Source organism: Paraflavitalea soli (genome assembly GCF_003555545.1).
Lineage (GTDB): Bacteria > Bacteroidota > Bacteroidia > Chitinophagales > Chitinophagaceae > Paraflavitalea > Paraflavitalea soli.
Window position 1 is genome coordinate 3,500,495 of record NZ_CP032157.1, and the last position, 17,338, is coordinate 3,517,832.

A 17,338-nucleotide genomic window follows, 5' to 3' on the forward strand; every position below is an offset into this window, starting at 1 on the left:
ACAACCCCTGGTAATATAAAGCGAGGATAAAAGGCCCTCTGTTGATGGTATTTGATCTAATATCCCGGATTTTGTTTGTCAACTCCTCCATCGGACAGACGGGGGTTATTGTCTATTTCCGCTTGTGGGATCGGCAATAATTCATCCCTTGCTTTGAAATAAGATATGGGATCGTTGAGGCCAAAATATCCTTTCTTACGCCAGCGCAGGATATCCCGGTTGCGCACTTCTTCACCACCCAATTCTACGGTCTTCTCATGGATAATTGCTTTGGCTACCTCTGCCTTACTGGAAGTGGGAAATTGTGCGGTAGGATAATGAGGCATCATTACGCTGGCACGATCCCTGATCTGGTTGAGGTAACCCACTGCAGCGCCCGTATTGTTCAGTTCATTCTCACATTCAGCCAGCATGAGCAATACTTCGGCATAACGAATGATACGTTGATTAATGCCTCCCGGCAGGAAAGTATTATTGCTTTTATATATGAGCATAAATTTGCGCCAGCTTATCTTTTTGGTAACGCCATTTAAAACAGAGGTATTTCCGTTCTGTTCAGCATCGGTAAGTGTATTGGCATTGTTGTTATACTTATCTCCGGTCTGATACACGGAAAAAGCAAAACGTGGATCAGTCTTCGCAGCACCGGTAGCAGTATGCTCAAATTCGTTCAGGAACTTGTTGGAAGGGATGAGGTTGCGCCAGGCAATGGGAGAATACTCCTGGTTGCGCACGGTACTTTGGGGTTGTGCATTGGGATTGTCATCGCCGGTATAACCCCAGTTAAAGTTATTATCTCCCCGGTCGAAGAATACCGCTTCAAAAATAGATTCATTATTGAACTCATGTTCTTCATCGAAATTATCCATGTAATTGTCGCGCAGTTTATAAACACTGCCGCCCGGATTGACAGCCAGCAAGGCCGCTTTGGCATTGGCATAATCGCCTTTTTGCAGGTAGGCCCTGCCCAGCATGGCATTGGCAGCTCCTTTGGTGGCGCGACCCAGATCGGTGGTTACGGCATCGAGCCCCGCAGCAGCATCTTTCAGGTCCTGGAATACCTGGGCATACACAGCATCCACAGTAGCCCGGGGTTGAAATTGATCTGGCGAAGTCACTTGTTTGGTGTATAATGGTACACCGCCCCACAAGGATACCAGTTCAAAATAAGCCCAGCCCCGGAAGAATTTGGCTTCAGCTACACAACGGTCGCGCAAAGCTGTATTGTCCTTCACCTCTGGCCCATTATCAATGACTGTGTTGGCGCGATGAATAACAGTATACAAGCCATTCCATACACTGTTCATCACCGCATTGGTAGCGGTGGTAGCCCCATTGAGCAGTTGCGCCCGGGGTGGCTCCAACTGCCCGCCACCTGCGGATACATCATCACTGCGTGTGTCGTGCAGAAAAAACCATTCCCTTCCTATCAGTGATGCCGAATGAAAAATAGAATAAATAGCATTGGTACCTCCCAACAATTCAGTACTATTTTTAAAATAGGTGTTTACTGTGGGAGAATTGGGATTGGTTTTGTTCAACTCTTTATTACAGGCAACAACCACCACTCCTGTAATGACACAGGCCAGGGTTATTACTTTATATACAACTGCATATTTCATATGTAGCATTTTTAGAAATATCTTATTGAAGGTTCACTTTTATTGTTCAGCGTTTGTTCAATCTATTGTCCGGTATTCTCTAAAATCCCACCTGCAGACCAAACTGGAACGAACGGGCTGCCGGGTACTGACCATAATCAATACCATTGGTCAACGTGGTGTTCTTGGAACCAATTTCAGGATCCCAACCATCATAACCGGTGAAGGTCAAGAGGTTTTGGGCAGAAATATATAACCTGAAACTGCTGACGGCTCCTTTGGTTACAGACTGTAATACTTTATTGGAAATGGTGTACCCAATAATGATGTTCTTCAACCGTAGATAGGAACCATCTTCTATCCACCGGGTGGAAGGGCGCACATTCTGGTTAGGGTCACCGCTCACAGCGCGGGGTATATTTGTATTTTTATTGGTAGGGGACCATGCATTGAGCACGGCTGTGCCGGAGCCAAACAGACGAGCCATTCCTTCGCTGATGATACGGGCCGCATTGAAAATCTTATTGCCCTGAACACCCTGTAGAAAAAGTGACGCATCAAAGCCTTTATATTTGGCACTGTAGTTCAGTGCGTAGGAAAACTTAGGCAGGTAGTTGCCGATAAAAGTACGGTCGGCATCTGTGATGCTTCCATTGCCATCCAGGTCGGCAAATTTCAGGTCGCCGGGGGCTGTACCAGGCGCCTGTGTGGGGCTTTTGTTGATCTCATCAGCCGTCTGGAATATACCGGCTACTACATAGCCGTAATAAGATTGAATAGCCTGTCCGGCGCTGGTACGCGTAATAGCGCCACCACCCCCAAAATCCTGGTCGCCACCCTGATCGATAGTAGCTGTTTCGGTATTCAGACTAAGCACCTTATTACGTATGAAACTGATATTGCCGGTAAGGTTCCAGGTAAATTCACCCTGGTTCTTGTTATACCCAGCTTGAAACTCCAATCCTTTATTCTCCATCGATGCCACATTGGCCAGCACACCGGTACCTGCAAAACCAAAGGAAGGCGGAGTAGGTACATTCAGGATGAGGTTATCTGTTTTGCGGGTAAAATATTCTGCGGATAGGGTGAGCCTGTTGTTCATCACACCCAGATCAAGGCCAATATTCAATTGCTTGGTCTTTTCCCATTCCAGATCAGCATTACCCAGTGCGTTGTAATAGGAAGCATTACCGGTGGAGTTCACGTTATTGAATGGATAGGTAGCGCCATTGGCGGCCACGGTTACCTGCCAGGGATAATCGTTGTTTAGCGCTGCGACAGCATTAAGACCGGTAATACCATAACCTGCCCTCACTTTTAACTCAGAAATAAAGGGAGCCGTGCGCATAAACTGCTCCTGGTCTATACGCCATCCTATTGAAGCAGAGGGGAAATTGGCATATTTCTTACCTGGCGCCCATACGGATAATCCATCCCGGCGAATAGCTGCACTCAGCAGGTATTTTCCGGCATATTCATAACTGATCCTGCCCACCATGGATTGGAGGAAATTCTCGCTTTTGGTAGACACATAACTTACGTTGGTAGCACCGCGTAATACTTCAATGTCATTACTGTTCTGGTTGCCGGAGGCATTCTCAGCAGCGCTTTTGGTGCCTTGTACTTCAAAAACACCAATAGCGTTGATATGGTGATCACCAAAGGTCTTATCAAAAGTCAACTGTTCTGTAAACAAAGTGGTAGTGGAAGAATTCTTCTGGTCCCTGATAGTTGCTACCGGTGAATTACGGCCTTTGTCATTATAAATAGGGATAAACTGGTGCTGGAACAGGTTTACGTAATCCACCCCAAAAGTGGACCTGAATTTAAGCCAAGAGGTGAAGTTGATCTCCAGGAAAGCAGTACCTAATAACTTCAGTGTTTTATTGGTAGCGTTACCCAGCAGTTCAGCATCTTCTACGGGGTTGGTAGGATCGGCGCCATCGACGCTGTTCTCTGCACCCCGGTATCCACCAATCGTAGTAGGATCATATACCGGCAGGTAAGGCAGGTTGCGTATCACATTCACCAGGCGTGTTCTGTTGCCTGATGTATTGTCATACCGCTGTTTGGAATAAGAGATGAACAGGTTCTCTCCAAAAGTAAAAACTTTACTAATGACGTGATCTGAATTAAGGCGAAAATTACCGCGCTCATAATTTACACCGCGGGCAATTCCATCTTGTTTAAAATAACCAGCAGAGGCAAAGAACCGCGAAACATTATTGCCACCCGCGAGCGAGAGGTCTTGTTGTGTGATAATACCACTCTTAAAATAGGCGTCCTGCCAATCAGTATTGGTTTGCGCATAAGTTTGAGTGGTTCCATCATAAATAGGTTTGTTGAAATTGGCCGTTTCCAACCGGGGTGGCAATCCGATGCCTGCGTTGCCATTGAGGGCTCTTTCGTATTGCAGGTATTGGGCGGTATTGAGCAGGTCGATCTTTCTCCAGGCGCTTTGGGTGCCTACATAACTATCGAGATTGATGCGCAATTTACCTTCGCGTTTTCCCTTTTTGGTGGTGATCAGTATTACGCCGTTGGTAGCCCTGGACCCATAGATGGCGGCGGCGCTGGCGTCTTTCAATACTTCTACGGATTCAATATCGCGACTGTTGAAATTGCCGAGGTTGCCTGTTGGAAATCCATCAATTACATACAAGGGATCAGAAGCAAAGCTGATAGAACTGATACCCCGGATACGTACGATGGGTGTAGTACCAGGCTCGCCGTTGTTGGTAACGGTGAGTCCGGCAACCCTTCCCTGCAAAGCCCCCTCCACGCTGGCCACCGGCAGCTCGGCCAGGGTTTTGCCACTTACGGAAGAGATAGCCCCTGTTAAGGTACTTCTGCGCTGGGTGCCATATCCCACGATGATCACCTCATTCATATTGACCATTTCGGCCTGCAGGGTAACTGGTATCTCATTCTCCTGCCCTACGACTACAGTAAATGACTTATATCCTACCATCGAAAACTGGAGCGTCTCCCCTACTTCTGCATTGATGGTAAAAACGCCATCAAGGTTGGTAGAGGTGCCCTTGGCAGTACCTTTTACCACTACGGAAACGCCTGCCAGGCCATCGCCTTTTTCGTTGGATACCTTACCCGTAATGACCTTATAAGGAATTTCATTGATATCTTCCGATCTGTCCAGGGCTCCTTCTTCATAAAAAGCAAGGTTTACCCCACCACCATCGCCCCTGCGCATCAGCACTACCTGGGTGCCGGATACCTGGTAACAGATATTGAGGGGCTGGAGCAGTACATCCAGTACATCGCCCAGGCGGCGGTCCCTGGCTACAACAGATACTTTTTGACGGGTTGGAATGCGCTGGGAGCTGTATACAAACTTGATCCCGGCCAGTTTACTGATCTCGCCGAGGACAGTTTTTACCTCCTTTTGTTCGGCAATGAGATTGATCTTTTTATTCAAAACCTCCTGGCCGTTGGTGGGGCTTGCCTGAATGACTACCGTTAGTGTCGTAATCAATAGTAATGGGAGCAATCCTATTCTCATAAACCCGTAAATTAACTGGTTAACGAGCTCTTTTTTCATATTTTTGTAATGTTTGGTTAAAGCAAATCGGTTTAATCAACACTGATCCCCCGCATTCATCACACGCTGTGGGGAACATTCCGGGCTGATATTGTTCGTAGCAATACCGGCCCTTTTTATTTGGTGGCTTATATTTTTATTGGCATCCATTGGACTGGATCACTACCTGCCCATCGATCACTTCATAAGAAGCGCCGATAGCGGTACAGATCAGGTCCAGCTTATGGTAAAAGGTCTCATTCTTCAGGTCGGCGGTCACGGTGCATTTCTCCAACAACTCACTGTCATACACAATACTGATCCCATAGGCATTACTCAACTCATTAAATACACTCAGGAGATTGGCATCTTCGTATTCCATCTTCTGTTCTGCCACACGTGATACGATCAGCAAAGGATCGTCCAGTAAAACCTTTTGAAATTTATGGGCAGCCTTTTCATATACCAGTTGCTGATTGGGGGTCAGGATCACCTCTCCGGGCTTATGGTCAGTAGCACTGCGACGGGTAGTAGTAACGGCCTGTGAATACACGGTTACTTTACCGGTGCGCACAATGACCTGGATGGTGGTATCATTTTCGAAAGAACGGACGGTAAAGCTGGTACCCAGTACTTTGGTAACGATCTCATTGGCAAATACCCTGAACGGGCGATCGGGGTTTTTAGTCACTTCAAAAAAAGCTTCCCCCGACAAGTATACATCCCGGGTAGGACTGCTATCAAAATGGTTGGCGTATCCAATGCGGCTACCAGGCGCCAGTGCCAATGAACTGCCATCAGGCAAAGCGATCGTGACGGGCTTATCGGAAGTATTCATCTGCTCGATCAATTGGCGGGAGGCGGTCATTTTTTCCCAGGTAAATGGTTCTTTCGCGGTCCGGAGGTTAGTAAAAAAGAACAGCGCACCCATAATACAGGCTACCAGGATAGCCGCAGCAATGTACCAGGCACGGAACCTCATCCTGGCTACTTTAGCAAGTACGGGCAAAGGTTGCTGGTGAATGGTTTGCAGTAACCGTGCTGTTTCGTCCTCTATTTCCTGCGCTGAAATGACAGGGGGCGCTATGTAAATAGATTCCAGTATCCTGCGGGCTTCGGCCACCATCAGGTGCTTATCGGGATTCTTCGTAAGCCAGGCATGCCAGGCCGCCTCATCTTCCGGCCGCTGTTCGTATACCCAGCGTGCAAAGTCCTCATCCATAACGAAATCCGTAATATCGAACAAGCGAAAATCTTTCATTCCTGGCGGTGTTATAATCATAAGTTCCGCGGATGAAGAAAATCTACTGTAGAAATGGAAAGTTTTTTTAGATGGCTGTGTTATAGCTTTAAGAAGGGTGCTTTAAAACGGCTTCGGCAGGCTCCTGACTTATTTCGTGAGGTATTCTGCCCGCCACAGGCCGCGCAGTTTTTGTAATGCGTCGTGCAGGTGATTGTATACGCTTTGGCGGGAGATATTCATAAGATCTGCAATTTGCCCATGATCAAGTTGTTGGTAAAACTTCAGGTAAATAACTTCGTGCTGTCTCGGGGAGAGTTGCGACAGGGTCTTGCGTAACGCTGCGGCCTTTTCTTCCGACACCTGTTTTTCAATGATCAGGCGTTCTACTGAAAATTCCTGGAAGAAATTATACCTATCCTGCAATTCAGTCATATCTGCCTGTAACTCTTTCTGATGCAGAGATTTGAGGACTTTATTTTTAACGGCCCGCAACAGGTAATATTTGAGAGAGAGCACGGTAGTGATATTATCCCTTCTTTGCCAGAGACTAATAAACACCTCCTGTATACAATCCTTTACCAGTGCTTCATCCTGTGTAAACCGGATGCCATAGCTTTTCAGGGATGCATAATATTTTTTCATGAGCGCGGCAAGCGCCTGCTCATCATTTTGCTGTAGTTGTTGCAGCCAGTTTTGGTCCGCATGTGCGTCATTCTCAGGCATTAGCAATCACTTGATTTAGTAGCGGCATACACCGGTTGTCCGACCGGGTAATGTTACAATATTAACGCATAAAACCAATTCGAAAACCAGCATAGGCATTAACACTTATAAGGATGACCGTTATTTTACCAATTTTGCATACGGGAGAAAATAAGCGTCTTTCACTCTGAACATCATCCTGTTTAGGGTTTCTTTTCACCTCTATATACCGAAGTTAATACGTGTTAAAATAACACCAATAAAAGATAAAAAAGTATCAGCTGAGGGAGTAATAAAAAAAGGGTGAGGCCCATTGGAAGGCGCCTCACCCTATCAGCTTCATTCAATGTAAAATCTATTTTACATACCCCAGTATCTTCAGCATACTTTGGGCAGTTTGTTCTTTAGCATATACCCAATCCACCAGTTTACCGTTTTTATCATGCCCTACAATAACGTGTTTGGGCGAAGGGATCAGGCAGTGTTTAATACCGCCATAACCACTGATCTGGTCCTGGTAGGCGCCTGTATGGAAAAAGCCCAGGTACAAAGGTTCACCATTGTTTATCTTGGGCAGGAACACTTCATTTACGTGTTCTTCCGAATCATAGTAGTCATGGCTGTCACAGGTAATACCCCCTAGTACTACGCGTTGGTATTCCTGGTCCCACTTATTGATGGGTAACATGAGGAACTTTTCTCCAATACCCCAGGTATCGGGCAAAGTGGTGATAAAAGAAGAATCGATCATGTACCAGGTTTCCCGGTCATTCTGCATTTTCTGACCTATCACACTATAAATATGGGCCATGCTCTCCCCTACTGTATAGCTGCCGAATTCGGTGAAGATATGGGGCATCGGTACATTGTTCTTCTTACAGGCTTTCTTGATATTACCAATGATCTCATTGATCATGAATTGGTAGTCGTATTCAAAACCCAAAGAATGCTTGATAGGGAAACCACCACCAATATTAATAGAATCCAGTTCGGGGCAGATCTTCTTCAACTGGCAATAGAGGTTGATCACCTTATTCAATTCGCTCCAGTAATAGATATCATCTTTAATCCCCTTGTTGAGGAAGATGTGCAGCATCTTCAACTGAAAACGGTCTTCATTACCCTCTATTTTATCTACATAGAATTCCAGCACATCCCTGGGTCTGAAACCAAGACGGGAAGTATAGAAGGGGAAGGTGGGTTCCTCCTCAGCTGCTATGCGGATACCCAGTTTAAAGGGCACTTTAACGGACTTCTTATATTGTTGCAGCTCTTCCTTGTTATCGAGGATGGGGATTACATTCTTAAATCCGGTATTGAGCAGGTTGGCAATGCGGCTGGTGTAGGTTTTCTGCTTATAGCCATTACAAACGATAAAGGTATCTTTCGTGATCTTCTTCTTCTCGTACAACTTCTTAATGATCTCGATATCGTAGGCGTAGGATGTTTCCAGGTGAATATCATGCTTCAGGGCCTCTTCCACTACAAAAGAGAAGTGGGAGCTTTTGGTACAATAGCAGTAATTGTACTCCCCTTCATACCGATGCTTTTTAATGGCATTGGCAAACATCTTCTTGGCCTTTTTGATCTGCATACCGATCTTGGGCAGGTAGGTAAGCTTCATGGGCGTACCATACTTGTCAATGAGGCCCTTGATATCAAGACCATTAAAGAAAAGATTGTTGTCTTTCGTTTCAAACCCTTCTTGCGGAAAGTTAAAGGTTTGCGTCACCAGGTCGGTGTACGAGTTGTTCATGAACTGATTCTGGCTGATGGCAGTGAATTTAAATAGTTAGCAAAAAAACACCGTTCAAAAAAAGTATACAAAAGTAATAGTTTGCAGGGGTTTACAAACAAAAACATTCCCGGACTTTGCAGGCCTGGCCGGGATTATCCCGGTTTGACAGGCTTATTTTCCGTGTAAAGCACCGCTGTTTAACGCAGATGTGCCCCTCTTGTTGACCTGTATTATCCTTTTGTTACGAAAAAGCTATACATCCGGACATGGGGGGCATAAAAAAAGCCGGGTGTGTGACACACCCGGCCGTATCTTATAGCGCTAAGCGGCTTATTTTACAGAAGCAACCAGCAACTTAAAGGTCTCTGGCTCATTCATGGCCAGATCAGCCAGCATCTTACGATCCAGGGTGATACCTTTTTTAGTCAGCTTGTCCATAAAAACAGAATAAGTCAACCCCTCTGCACGTACACCGGCGTTGATACGCGCGATCCACAATGAGCGGTATTCTCTTTTCTTCAGTTTACGGCCTACATATCTGTATTGCAGACCTTTTTCCAATACGTTTTTGGCAACGGTATATACGTTTTTACGTTTGCCATAAAAACCTTTGGCTTGTTTTAAAATCCTTTTGCGGCGTGCCCTGCTTGCTACAGCATTTACTGAACGTGGCATATCTTAATAAGTTTGAAAATTAAAGTTGAATGTTTACAGATCCCTTGGTTTCGCTATCGGCTTACAGCTTATTTCAGCCTCAAAAGACGTTTTACGAAATCAACGTTGGATTTGTGAACAGTACCATCCATGCGCAGGGCACGTTTACGTTTGTTAGACTTTTTGGTAAGAATGTGACGTTTGAAAGACTTCTGGTGAGTGATCTTACCGGTGCCGGTTACTTTGAACCTTTTCTTGGCACTGGAGTTTGTTTTAACTTTAGGCATTTTTACACCTTTAATTGTTACACCCTGCTGGCGCCCCCGATCCTCCGGGGAACTTTTTGGGCCTTGTGGGCAATAAAGCTTTTACCAACATAATTGATAAAAACCTGAAAATGGAGCGCAAAGGTAGGGAAAGAAATACAGAATTTAGCATATAGAAGACAGAATTCAGCAGAAAACCGTTTGCTGCCTTTCGGGCCTGAATGCCTGGTTTTTATCTGCTGATCCGTACTTACACTATGAGAAGAAGTAATAATAGGTTAATAATCAACCCGGTAAAGAATAGTGCGTCTCAATTTTTATTAGCTAAATGCTTATAGTACTGGCAATTAAGTTCTTTTCCCGTTATTTATTATCAGCCTTAACGTCCGGAATTTATTGAAACCCTTATCTTTATCGATCATCCCCTACGCATATGAAAAAAACGCTCTGGTTACTTGCTATTCCAGTATTGATATTCAATCTGTTCAGTTGTAATAGTTCCCGCTCCGGTAAACCCCGGATCCTTGTCTTCTCCAAAACGGCCGGATACCGGCATTCTTCGATCCCCCAGGGCATTGCTGCCATTACAAAACTGGGACAGGAGAATGGTTTTGAAGTAGATACCACTGAAAATGCCAGTTATTTTAATGAAGATTCGCTGGCCAAATATGCAGCAGTCGTATTTCTGCATACCACCGGAGATCTGCTCAATCATTATCAGGAAGCTGATTTTGAACGTTATATTCAATCAGGAGGTGGCTATGTAGGCATTCACGCCGCAGCTGACGCAGAATATGACTGGGGATGGTACGGCCGGCTGGCAGGTGGTTGGTTTGAAAGCCACCCCGAACAGCAGATAGCCAACATACTGGTAAAAGACAGCACCAATATTGCCACCAAACACCTGCCCCATGTGTGGCAGCGGAAAGATGAGTGGTACAATTTCAAGAACCTGAACCCCGATGTTCATGTGCTCCTTACGATCGATGAAAAGAGCTACCAGGGTGGGAAGAATGGCGACAACCATCCCATGGCCTGGTACCACGATTTTGATGGCGGCCGCGCTTTTTATACAGAGCTGGGACATACGGAAGAGTCCTTTACAGAAGAAAACTACCTTAAGCATTTGTTGGGGGGCCTTCAGTACGCCATCGGCAAAAATGATCAGCTCAATTACTCAAAGGCCAAATCGCTTCGCACGCCCGATGAAGACCGTTTTACCAAAACGGTACTGGCGCAGGGGATGTTCTTTGAGCCTACAGAAATGGCGATACTGCCCAACCTGGACATCCTGGTAGCACAGCGCCGTGGTGAATTGTTGCTGTACAAGAGCCTTGACTCGGGCTCAACGGTAAAACAGGTAGGTTTCCTCGACGTATACCACAAAACAGAAACACCGCATGTAAATGCCGAGGAAGGTTTTATGGGATTGCAGGCTGACCCCAATTTTGCCAAGAATCATTTTGTGTACGCCTTTTATAGTCCGAAAGACACTTCAGTGAACCGGCTTTCGCGTTTCAAGTTTGAAAATGATACGCTGGACATGAAGTCGGAGCAGATCATTCTACAATTTTATTCGCAACGTAATATATGCTGCCATACGGGGGGCTCCATTGCCTTTGGACGTGATGGGGATGAACTGTTCCTGTCTACAGGCGATAACTCCACTCCTTTCGACGAGCCCAAACAGGCTTATGTGAGCCATGGCTTTGGCCCGTTGGATGACCGCCCGGGACATGAGCAATACGACGCCCGCCGCTCTGCTTCCAATACCAATGACCTGCGGGGTAAGATCCTGCGGATAAAACTGAAAGCAGATGGCACGTATGAGATACCGGAAGGCAACCTATTTGCCAAAGGAACACCGAATACAAAACCAGAGATCTATGTAATGGGCAACCGCAACCCTTACCGCATTTCTGTAGACAAGAAGAACAATTTCCTGTATTGGGGTGAAGTAGGCCCGGATGCCAATAATGACAGCCTGGATACGCGCGGCCCCCGTGGTTATGATGAGGTGAATCAGGCACGCAAAGCGGGTTATTTTGGCTGGCCTTTGTTTGTGGGCAACAACTATCCCTACCATGCTTACGATTATGCAACAGGCACTTCGGGGCCGGCCTTTGATCCAGCCAAGCCCATCAACAATTCCCGCAACAATACGGGCTTACAGGAATTACCGCCAGCACAGCCGGCCTTTATCTGGTATCCTTACGGCACTTCCAAAGACTTCCCCCAGGTAGGTACAGGTGGCCGCAATGCGATGGCAGGGCCTGCCTATTATACTGAAATGTTCCCGGAAGCTACGCGCCTGCCGGATTATTACAACAACAAGGTATTCGTATATGACTGGATACGGGGATGGATCAAAGCAGTAACCTTAAAACCGAATGGGGACTTTGATAAGATGGAGCCTTTCATGGAGAATACAAAGCTCCATTCGATGATCGATTTTGAAGTAGGACCTGATGGCCGGTTATACATGCTGGAATATGGTACGGGCTGGTTTAGCAAAAACGCTGATGCCGGTATTTCCCGGGTTGATTACAATAGCGGTAACCGGGCACCGAAAGTAGATAGCCTGCAGGTGAATAAATCATCCGGCACCCTCCCCTTCGGCCTGGTGGCATCCGTGAAAGCCGTGGACCCCGAAAAAGACAAGCTCACCTATATCTGGCATATTGGTGATTCTACCAAAGAAACAACGGAACCCAACCTTTCTTATACGATCACCAAAGCCGGTGATTATGCTATCTCCGTAGAAGTGAGAGACGATAAAAAAGCCTCTTCCAAAAGCAATGTAGAAAATATTTATGCGGGCAATGAAGCACCAGTTGTGAGCATAGCGCTGCAGGGCAATCAAAGCTTCTATTTCCCCGGCAAACCTGTCATCTACAGCGTGAATATTGAAGACAAGGATGATACGGCCAAAGTAAAAGACCTGAGCAACCTGATCGTTTCTGCTGACTATGTGGAAGGAACTGACAGGGCGGCTGCATCCCAGGGGCACCAGGTACTTACAGAAGCTACCATGGGCAAAAACCTGATGTTATCGTTGGATTGTAAGACCTGTCATAAAGTCGATGAAAAGTCTATCGGGCCCTCTTTTGTGGATGTTGCCAAAAAGTACGAGAAAGATCCCAATGCGGTCTCTTACCTCGTAAACAAGATCATCAAAGGAGGCGGCGGCGTATGGGGAGAAGTGGCCATGGCGGCCCACCCCAACCTGAAAGAAGCAGATGCCCGCCAGATCGTGACCTGGATACAATCGCTCAATGCCACCGCAGCCAAAAAGTCTTTACCTGCTTCGGGCAGTGTACAACCTACACTTGGTAAGCCGGAAAAAGACAATGGTGTATTGTACCTGAGCGCCAGCTATACGGATAAGGGCGGCAACAATATCAAACCGCTATCGGATAATTATGTGGTTACGCTGCGCAGCTCTAAGGTGAACCTGGGCAGGGTACGCAAGATGGATAAATACCGGGGTGAGAATAAAAATGGTATGCGCTTATTGATCGCGCCCAAATCAGCCGGATGGTTTGTGATCGAATCGATCGACCTTACCGGTATTACCGCTGCTACGCTGAACATTGTGTGGGAAAAACCAGCACAATCTGGCTACAGCTTTGAGCTGCGTCTGGATGCACCCGATGGCAAAAAGCTTGGCGCCTTTACCCTGCCTGGTGGCGGACAAGCAGCTAATGAGCAAACACCCTTTATCAGCAAAGCACTGACCGCTGCTTTTGAAGCAGTAACAGATGGCAAGAAGCATAATCTTTATATTGTAAGCAAACCTACCGATGCAGCTGAGCCTAACGAGGTAGGATTGACAACAATTACCTTCAAATAGATCAATTGTTTGTAGCCGGTCACAGACCTGACATAAAAAAACCGGGGCCACCTCTATTAGGATGGCCCCGGTTTTCTTTAAAACTCTCTTAGCGTTGCTTGATCACCGTAGCAGTACGAACCGTATTGCTATGGGTAATGACCAGGCTAACATAATAAATGCCGGCAGTTTGCTTTACCAGCGTCAGCGGCACAGTATTCATCCCAGGTTTTAACAGGATGTTGGCCGTATGCACCGTATTACCAGCTGCATTGAAAATACGGATCGTGGCTTGCTGACTGCTATTCGTTTTATTGTTGTAAGAAAGCGTGAATTCATTGTCGGTCACAGTAGGATACAAGGTCAGTTGACCTGTCGCATCGCTGTAGTTTACCCGCACGATCCGGCTATAGGTGCTTCTGCCATCGAGGTCTGTTTGCCTGAGGCGGTAATAGGACCAACCTGCCAGCGGTTGCTTATCGATGAACTGATAGTCCATACGCGTCGGGCAATCCACACATCCTGCAACGCGGGCAAGGGCCGTAAACTGGCTGCCATCAGCGCTTCTTTCCAGCGTAAAATACGCGTTGTTGACTTGTGCAGAAACCGACCACCTGGCAACTACCTCCGATTGTTGCTGCACCGCGGTAAACAATTCCAGTTTGATGGGCAGCGTGCTAAGCATAGAGAAGCTGGCCATGAAGACATCACTGGCATTGATAGACCTGAATGGGAAGGCATTGGTGCCGGTGAGGTTATCAATCGTCGCAGCAGACAGGAAGGTGCCTGCCAGATAGATATTATCCTGATCATCAAAGGCAATAGCGCCTACCTGTTCGTTCTGGCCGCCACCCACTGATCGGCCCCCTTTGAAATTCAAGGCAGGATCAAAGGCAGCCAGGAATACATCAGCATTTCCTTCATTGGCAAAGGTCTGTGGAGTGCCATGAAGGCTAAAACTTAGCTCCGGGCTGGAAAACTGTCCGGAAGCATAGATAATACCCTTTCCATCCAGCTTTAGTCGTTGCACCATTTCGTTGAGTGTTCCGCCAAAGGAGATGGCATTGATATAATTTCCCGAGGCATCATACTTCGCAATAAAACCATCGAGTGTACCTGCACTTGTCAGTTCTTCAACGCCGGCACCAGGATCGAAGTCTACCGTGCCGTTGAACTGGCCCCCCAGGTAAACATTACCCGCTGCATCGAGAGCAAGGGCATTGCCGGCATCCGAGGTCGTACTACCTAACCGAAAAGCATTTGCATAATTCCCGTTCACATCAAGTTTAGAAAAATAGATATCATTGGTGCCGGCACTTACGAGATCTACGACACCCACGCCCGGATCAAAATCGGCTGTAGCCCAGAAGTTGCCGGTACTATAGGCATTGCCCAATGCATCGACCACAATGGCCATGCCTGCTTCGGAACTGGTGCCACCAAATGCGGATGCATAGACAAAACCCAAAGAGGAGTTGTATTTGGCTACAAAAGCATCTGAACCGCCTTTGACTGTCCGGTTGGCGGTACCTGCACCGGGATCAAAATCGACCGTAGTACTAAAAGATCCGGTGAGGTAGATGGCGCCTGCGTTGTCGATCGTCATGGCATTGATCACTTCGTAGCTGGCACCACCGATCACAATAGCCCCCACATAATTGCCGCTGCTGTTGAGTTTTAACAGGAAAATATCGTCACTGGCCGCTCCGGTCAGGTTCACAGTCCCGGCGCCCGGGTCCGCATCGAGGGTACCCGTGAAACTACCCGTAACATAGATATTGCCGGCCGCATCCGTACAGATCCCTTTTCCTTGCACACCGCTGGTATTGCCAAGCCTTTTTACGAATAACAACTGACCGCTTGCATTGTATTTGGCAATGAAACAATCCATGTATCCGGTAGCAGTCAATGTGGTTGTACCGGGACCGGGATCAAAATCGACCGTACGGGTGAAGGAGCCCGTTATATAGTAATTGTTATTCCCATCCATCCAGGTTGCGCCCACCGACTGGTTGGAGGTCGCGTTGACCGGTATATTAGGCGAAAAGGCCGATACGAAATTACCGGCACTACTGAGTTTGAGGTGAAAGCCGATGGCTTGTGTTCCTGGCGCAGTCATGTTGAAGACAGCAGCTCCCGGATCAAAATCGACTGTGCCGGTGAAATAACCGCCCACATATACATTGCTGCTCCCATCTGTTGTCATTGAGGTTACCTGGTCGTTGGTCGTACTACCCAGTCTCCTGGCCCAGGTGAGCGCCCCTGTTGTCCCCGTATACTTGGCAACAAAACCATCTGTAGTACCGGCACTGACCAGGTTGACAACCGTGCCTGACGGATCAAAATCTGCTGTACCGAGAAAGTACCCGCCCACAATAGGATTATTGGCAGCATCTATTTTTACAGTCAAACCGTAGTCACTGTTCGTACCACCCATACCGGAGGCCCAGAGATAAGCGCCTGCCGGAGAATATTTCGCCAGGAAGATATCGGTCCCCCCTGCTGCTACAAGGTTGTTTACAGGCGCGCCAGGGTTGAAATCGACCGTTGTACTAAATGTACCTGTCAAATAGATATTACCCATTGCATCCAGATCCATTCCATAGACCACCTCCGTACCGGTGCCGCCCACCACAACCCCCCAGCTATAATTGCCCGCCAGGTCATATTTCGCCAAAAAAAGATCGGCGCCGGTGCTGACCGGGCCCAGGTTGCCAACACCCGCACCTGGATCAAAATCAGATATTCCCCCGGACAGGTAGCCACCAATATATAAGGCGCCCCCAGTCGTCAGTTTTACCTTGTTTGATGTAACCTGCGTCCCCGCTGTAGCGGACCCGATATTAAAAGCCCATACATAATTACCGTCGTTATCATAGCGGGCAACATAAGCATCTACCGAACCACTTTTGGTAAGGTTGACGACCCCAGGCCCAGGATCGAAGTCGACCGTAGGGCTGGTGATGGTACCCGTCAGGTAAATGTTGCCCGAAGCATCCAACGCCATGCCCGTGGGTGAATCGTTGGTAATACCGCCCAGGGCCTTCGCAAAGACAAAATCGCCTGCAGCGGTAAACTTGGCAAAAAAGATGTCCCAGTTTCCATTACTGGTAAATTTGGTAACACCCGGGCCTGGATCGAAATCGACCACGTTGGAGAAATAACCGGCTACAATGATATTGCCACTGTTATCAAGCGCCACCTCACGGATGATGTCCTGCCCCCCGCCCCCAAAAGAGCGGCCCCAGATAAACGCACCGGCTGCGCTGTATTTCGCAATATAACAGTCTTCCACACCATTACTGACAAAGTAGGAAACGCCGGCCCCCGGATCAAGATCGGCTGTTGCCCGGAGCACCCCAACCTGGTAGTGATTACCCGCCGCATCCAACAAGTTGGCTATCGGTTGTGTGTCGCCGCCGGTTGCTGTTGCAGCACTAATGGTTTGTGCTGATAAGAGTGTTTGTGCATTAAGCTGGTAAGAAAAAAACAGAAAGAAAGCAATGATCACTGTACAGGTCCGTACAACTGTACGGCACCTGCCCAAGGGTAGGTAAAAAGGGTTCATAGTTCCTGGATTGGTATCGAGGTTTCGATTTTGGTTTTCCAAATTTGAATTTCAGGAAGTAAGATCAGCATTATTCACTACACCATGGTAGACCCCGGGGTTCATTTCAGTATACAGAGACTTCTTCTAATCGCATTCTAATCTCAGGTACATGTTTTTACTTATAGCAGCATTCGGCAGTATGGAAATATATACA

General features: G+C 47.2%; 9 protein-coding genes. 1 reads left to right on the top strand and 8 read right to left on the bottom strand.

The features are described from left to right. Positions 1–56: 56 nt before the first annotated feature. From D3H65_RS12810 to rpmI, 7 genes are all read right to left on the bottom strand, one after another. Positions 57–1,622, bottom strand: coding sequence for a RagB/SusD family nutrient uptake outer membrane protein (locus tag D3H65_RS12810; protein WP_119050691.1), 1,566 nt, complete (start codon positions 1,620–1,622; stop codon positions 57–59). A gap of 79 nt (positions 1,623–1,701) precedes the next feature. Continuing rightward, positions 1,702–5,121, bottom strand: a complete 3,420-nt coding sequence (locus D3H65_RS12815; RefSeq protein WP_245999738.1) for a TonB-dependent receptor — start codon at positions 5,119–5,121, stop codon at positions 1,702–1,704. 175 nt (positions 5,122–5,296) lie between these two features. Further along, entirely contained in the window at positions 5,297–6,400 is a 1,104-nt protein-coding gene (locus tag D3H65_RS12820; RefSeq protein ID WP_162915605.1) for a FecR family protein, read from the bottom strand. Positions 6,401–6,529: 129 nt separating this feature from the next. Continuing rightward, positions 6,530–7,105 carry an RNA polymerase sigma factor gene (locus tag D3H65_RS12825; protein WP_119050694.1) on the bottom strand — a complete coding sequence of 192 codons (576 nt, stop codon included), beginning with the start codon at positions 7,103–7,105 and terminating at the stop codon, positions 6,530–6,532. A 334-nt stretch (positions 7,106–7,439) separates the two neighbouring features. Beyond that, on the bottom strand, positions 7,440–8,840 hold the full coding sequence (locus D3H65_RS12830; RefSeq protein ID WP_119050695.1) for a type III PLP-dependent enzyme domain-containing protein: 1,401 nt from the start codon (positions 8,838–8,840) through the stop codon (positions 7,440–7,442). Positions 8,841–9,152: 312 nt separating this feature from the next. Then, complete coding sequence (rplT, locus tag D3H65_RS12835; RefSeq protein ID WP_119050696.1) at positions 9,153–9,497, bottom strand: 50S ribosomal protein L20; 345 nt, start codon at positions 9,495–9,497, stop codon at positions 9,153–9,155. Positions 9,498–9,565: 68 nt separating this feature from the next. Then, entirely contained in the window at positions 9,566–9,763 is a 198-nt protein-coding gene (gene rpmI / locus D3H65_RS12840; RefSeq protein ID WP_119050697.1) for a 50S ribosomal protein L35, read from the bottom strand. Positions 9,764–10,175: 412 nt separating this feature from the next. Between rpmI and D3H65_RS12845 the strand changes: the two genes are divergently transcribed. Continuing rightward, positions 10,176–13,595 (top strand): ThuA domain-containing protein, encoded by a 3,420-nt coding sequence (locus D3H65_RS12845; protein ID WP_119050698.1) that lies wholly within the window; start codon positions 10,176–10,178, stop codon positions 13,593–13,595. 88 nt (positions 13,596–13,683) lie between these two features. Here D3H65_RS12845 and D3H65_RS12850 read toward each other — a convergent pair whose 3' ends face one another. Beyond that, positions 13,684–17,142 (bottom strand): SBBP repeat-containing protein, encoded by a 3,459-nt coding sequence (locus tag D3H65_RS12850; protein WP_119050699.1) that lies wholly within the window; start codon positions 17,140–17,142, stop codon positions 13,684–13,686. Positions 17,143–17,338: the final 196 nt, after the last annotated feature.

Excerpts from the sequence above, each read along its gene's own strand:
- D3H65_RS12845 (WP_119050698.1), top strand. The coding sequence starts at position 10,176 with ATGAAAAAAACGCTCTGGTTACTTGCTATTCCAGTATTGATATTCAAT.
- D3H65_RS12815 (WP_245999738.1), bottom strand. The coding sequence starts at position 5,121 with ATGAGAATAGGATTGCTCCCATTACTATTGATTACGACACTAACGGTA.
- D3H65_RS12825 (WP_119050694.1), bottom strand. The coding sequence starts at position 7,105 with ATGCCTGAGAATGACGCACATGCGGACCAAAACTGGCTGCAACAACTA.
- rplT (WP_119050696.1), bottom strand. The coding sequence starts at position 9,497 with ATGCCACGTTCAGTAAATGCTGTAGCAAGCAGGGCACGCCGCAAAAGG.
- D3H65_RS12810 (WP_119050691.1), bottom strand. The coding sequence starts at position 1,622 with ATGAAATATGCAGTTGTATATAAAGTAATAACCCTGGCCTGTGTCATT.
- D3H65_RS12820 (WP_162915605.1), bottom strand. The coding sequence starts at position 6,400 with ATGAAAGATTTTCGCTTGTTCGATATTACGGATTTCGTTATGGATGAG.
- D3H65_RS12850 (WP_119050699.1), bottom strand. The coding sequence starts at position 17,142 with ATGAACCCTTTTTACCTACCCTTGGGCAGGTGCCGTACAGTTGTACGG.
- D3H65_RS12830 (WP_119050695.1), bottom strand. The coding sequence starts at position 8,840 with ATGAACAACTCGTACACCGACCTGGTGACGCAAACCTTTAACTTTCCG.
- rpmI (WP_119050697.1), bottom strand. The coding sequence starts at position 9,763 with ATGCCTAAAGTTAAAACAAACTCCAGTGCCAAGAAAAGGTTCAAAGTA.